Source organism: Wolbachia endosymbiont of Atemnus politus, assembly GCF_013309895.1.
Genome location: NZ_JAAXCS010000120.1, coordinates 1 through 3621 on the forward strand (window position 1 = coordinate 1; position 3621 = coordinate 3621).

A 3621-nucleotide genomic window follows, 5' to 3' on the forward strand; every position below is an offset into this window, starting at 1 on the left:
ATTTAAAACAAGAAGCACAGGCGATAATTAGTGAGGATAAAGAAATAATCGAAGAGTTTTGTAAGATGGTAGCTTGATGTACTAGACAGGACTTGATCTGACACTTAGAGATTAAGTCTTGTCTTTTACAGAATAAACTCCATTTGCATTGCTTGTATATTATACTCTATTTGCTTTATTTGTTCTATCAATTTCTCCTCTAAATCGAAATTACTGTTCAGCCTTGCTTTAATTTTTTCTTCTTGTAATACATTTAATTCTTTTAGTAACACTATGTTATTCCACACAACTTCTGCAGATTTTCTCTCGTTTAATTGACTATTTAGTACATTAGTTTTTTTACATATAAACCTTACGATTTCAGTACCACTGGACTGCTCAAATTCTTGTAATAAAGCCTCTTCACTTCCATTATTTATTATATCAATTATACGCTGTTGTAAGCTTTTCATTTCTGTATTAGTGAACTCAAAGTGAGAAAATTGTTCAAAAAATATAGGATGGTGTAAGATCTCGGGAAATTCTATTACTATACGCAGAATTATAGCTTGATTTTGCTCTGCTTCAATCAGCTCTGGAGATTTATTGTGAAGGTATTCACCTTTTGTTGCCCTAATTTTACTGTTAAAAATCTGCTTTTTGAAGCTTCTTCTCAATTCACTTACCTTATTATAAAAATAATCCCTGTAATACCTTCTAATACTGCTGTTACTAATAGCGTTGACATATCCCATGAACTTGTGCTCAAGAACTGAATATTTTTCAGGAGCAAGTTTTTCGTAGTTTTGCAGATTGCTATTGATTATGTAATGCCACAAATATTCAGAATGAAGTTCTGTTGAACGGTCAAGTATAGTCAATACGCTTTCTTCTTGATATTCCAGTTCATTACACATATCGTATGGGTCTTTATTGCTTGGCAAAGTTACGAACTTCAATGTATACCCAGGCTCGAGTATCGGCAGGGCAAGTTCCGCAACTCGGGTGGCGGCATGACGTCCGGCACTATCTCCATCCATGCAGATGGAGATTTCTTTAGCAAATTTCCACAGATTTTTTATCTGCTCTGCAGAAATTGCAGTGCCAAGCGGAGCAACTGTATTGCTAACTCCCGCTTGATGTAGTGCTATCACATCCATATATCCCTCAACAACAAATACATGCTGTTTTTTGCGTACTTCGCTCAAAGCAAAGTTTAACCCATATAAATTCTCTCTCTTCTTAAATAATTGGCTCTCTGGACTGTTTAAATATTTCGGCTGTTGTTCAGAACTCAGCGCACGTCCGCCAAAACCAACAACCTTTCCTGCAATGCTTTGTATAGGAAACATCAGCCGATCGTAAAAATAATCACGAAAATGTTTATTTATTAACCCAACATTCGTCAAAACTTCGTCTTCAATACCTGAAGAGTTCAAATATTCTTTCAAACCAGAGCTTGGTGCATAACCTATCTTAAATTTATCTATGATTTCAGGTGAAATCCTGCGCTGCTTTAAATAATCTACAACACCTTGATTTTTCTGTGCAAACCAATTTGCAGCTAAATTCAGCGTTGAAAACAGTTTGTTGCTTTCTCCAGCAGCACCGAGGTTTTTGGGTAACTCAACACCTGTAACTGACGCTAGCCTTTCCAGTGCTTCTTTAAAGCTTAACCCTTCAGTTTGTGAAATAAACTCAAACACATCACCATGAGCTGAGCAACCGAAACAGTAATATAACCCCTTTGTATTGCTTACCGAAAAAGATGGAGTTTTTTCGTTATGAAATGGACAAAGCCCAACAAAACTATCCCCTCTTTTTATTAATCTGACTTTTTTACCTACTATGTCAGATAGTAATAACCTTGATTTTATAATATCTATATAATCCATTCTGTCGAGTTAGTAGTAGGATAAAAATTATACAGAATTTATACCATCTGACTCAAAATTTATTTTTATAGCTAAAGTAATTCAGGTTCACCGTCATTCCGCTGCTTGTTAGCGGAGATACCGCGAATGAATCGCGGTATGACGTCTAGCTATAGCTTCGGACTTACGAAAAATCAGGAGAGCTTGACAAAGAACCCAAAATAAATTACCCATATTAAATGTCTTTAAGTCATAATTTCTTATATGTCGGATGTAATATCAATTGCTTCAGACCATGCAGGTTACAAACTAAAATCAGAAATGAAGCCTTACCTGGAAGCTCTGGGTTATGCGGTAATAGATCGTGGCTGTACTGCTAAGCAAAAGTGCGTAGATTACCCAGATTACGCTGTTAAAGTTGTAGAAGATATAACAAGCAAAAAAGCAAATTATGGGATATTAATTTGTGGTACAGGTTTAGGCATGAGTACTGTGGCAAATCGTTTTGAAGGAATCTACGCTGCTTTATGTAATAGTGTTGAGATCGCAAAATTAGCTCGCGAGCATGGCAACGCAAATGTACTTTGTCTTGGTGCAGGATTTACTGCGAGTGGATTAGCAAAAGACATAGTCAAACAATTCCTCGAAACAGAATTTTCAAAAGAAAGCAGACATAAAAAACGTCTTGATAAACTTAGCAATATAACCTCTTCTAATAAGAAAAAGAAAACAAAAACTTATAATGAAGATGAAATATCAAAATTTGCCAAAATGGCAGACGAATGGTGGGATGAAAATGGCAAATTCAAGCCATTACACATGATGAATCCTGTGAGAGTATCATACATTATTGAGAAAATAAAAGAATTAAAAGGGTGTGATTTAAAAGAATTATCATTGCTTGATGTTGGGTGCGGTGGTGGTATTTTGTCAGAGTCAATGGCACGCGTTGGCATTAATGTTGCAGGAATAGATGTGTGTGAGGAAAACATAAAAGTGGCACAATCACATGCGAAAAAAGTAGGGTTAAATATAGAATACACACACACCAGCATTGAAGAGCTAAGCAATAACAAAAAATACGATGTGGTTCTGCTAATGGAAGTAGTTGAGCATGTGGATAATTTAGAGCTTTTCATGAAAAGAGCAATAGAATTGCTAAAACCAGAGGGACTGATATTTGTATCTACGATCAATAGAACTATCAAATCCTTCTGTCTTGCGATAATTGGTGCGGAGTACATATTAAATTGGTTACCGCAAGGTACACATAACTGGAATAAATTTCTCAAGCCGTCAGAAATTTCAAATCACTTAAGAGAAAATAATGTCAAACTACAAAATATGGCTGGCATGGAATATAACGTAATAAAGCGTGAGTGGAATTTAACTAAAGGTGTGGATGTTAATTATATACTTTGTGGATTATTAGCCGTACTATAAAACAGATTTGCTCAGGACTTGGGCAAATTTTAGTATTACCTACCCATTTCCACTTGATTACAAGGTGGTACTACTTTGTTTATACAACTTGATGGACCACTACTATCCAGATTCATAACCTGAGTTTTTGTGTTATCTAGATTTTGCGAATCTAGATTTCCTATGCGTTCTAGAATTCTCTGAGAAGCCCCATCGGTTTTATTAGTTAGATTGCTATAAAATGAAGAATAGAATCTGTTTGTGTTAATAATGTTAAGAGGGCTTTTTCCATAGTGGTCCTCCACACTAAGATCAGCTCTTTTTTCTAAGAGAAGGTCAACAAGTC

The 3621-nt window shown here is 35.5% G+C and carries 3 protein-coding genes; 1 reads left to right on the forward strand and 2 read right to left on the reverse strand.

The window, feature by feature from the left end; translation table 11 throughout:
- Positions 1-125 precede the first annotated feature (125 nt).
- Positions 126-1874 (reverse strand): DNA primase, encoded by a 1749-nt coding sequence (gene dnaG / locus HET73_RS06440; protein ID WP_174134222.1) that lies wholly within the window; start codon positions 1872-1874, stop codon positions 126-128.
- Positions 1875-2117: 243 nt separating this feature from the next.
- On the opposite strand from dnaG, the gene ubiG reads away from it, so the two are divergent.
- A complete protein-coding gene (gene ubiG, locus HET73_RS06445) occupies positions 2118-3296 on the forward strand; it encodes a bifunctional 2-polyprenyl-6-hydroxyphenol methylase/3-demethylubiquinol 3-O-methyltransferase UbiG (protein WP_174134223.1) in 1179 nt (392 codons plus the stop codon).
- Between the two features lie 35 nt (positions 3297-3331).
- On the opposite strand, the gene HET73_RS06450 is transcribed toward ubiG, so the two are convergent.
- Positions 3332-3621, reverse strand: a 290-nt coding sequence (locus HET73_RS06450; RefSeq protein WP_218939335.1) for a hypothetical protein, incomplete at its 5' end; no start/stop codon positions are given.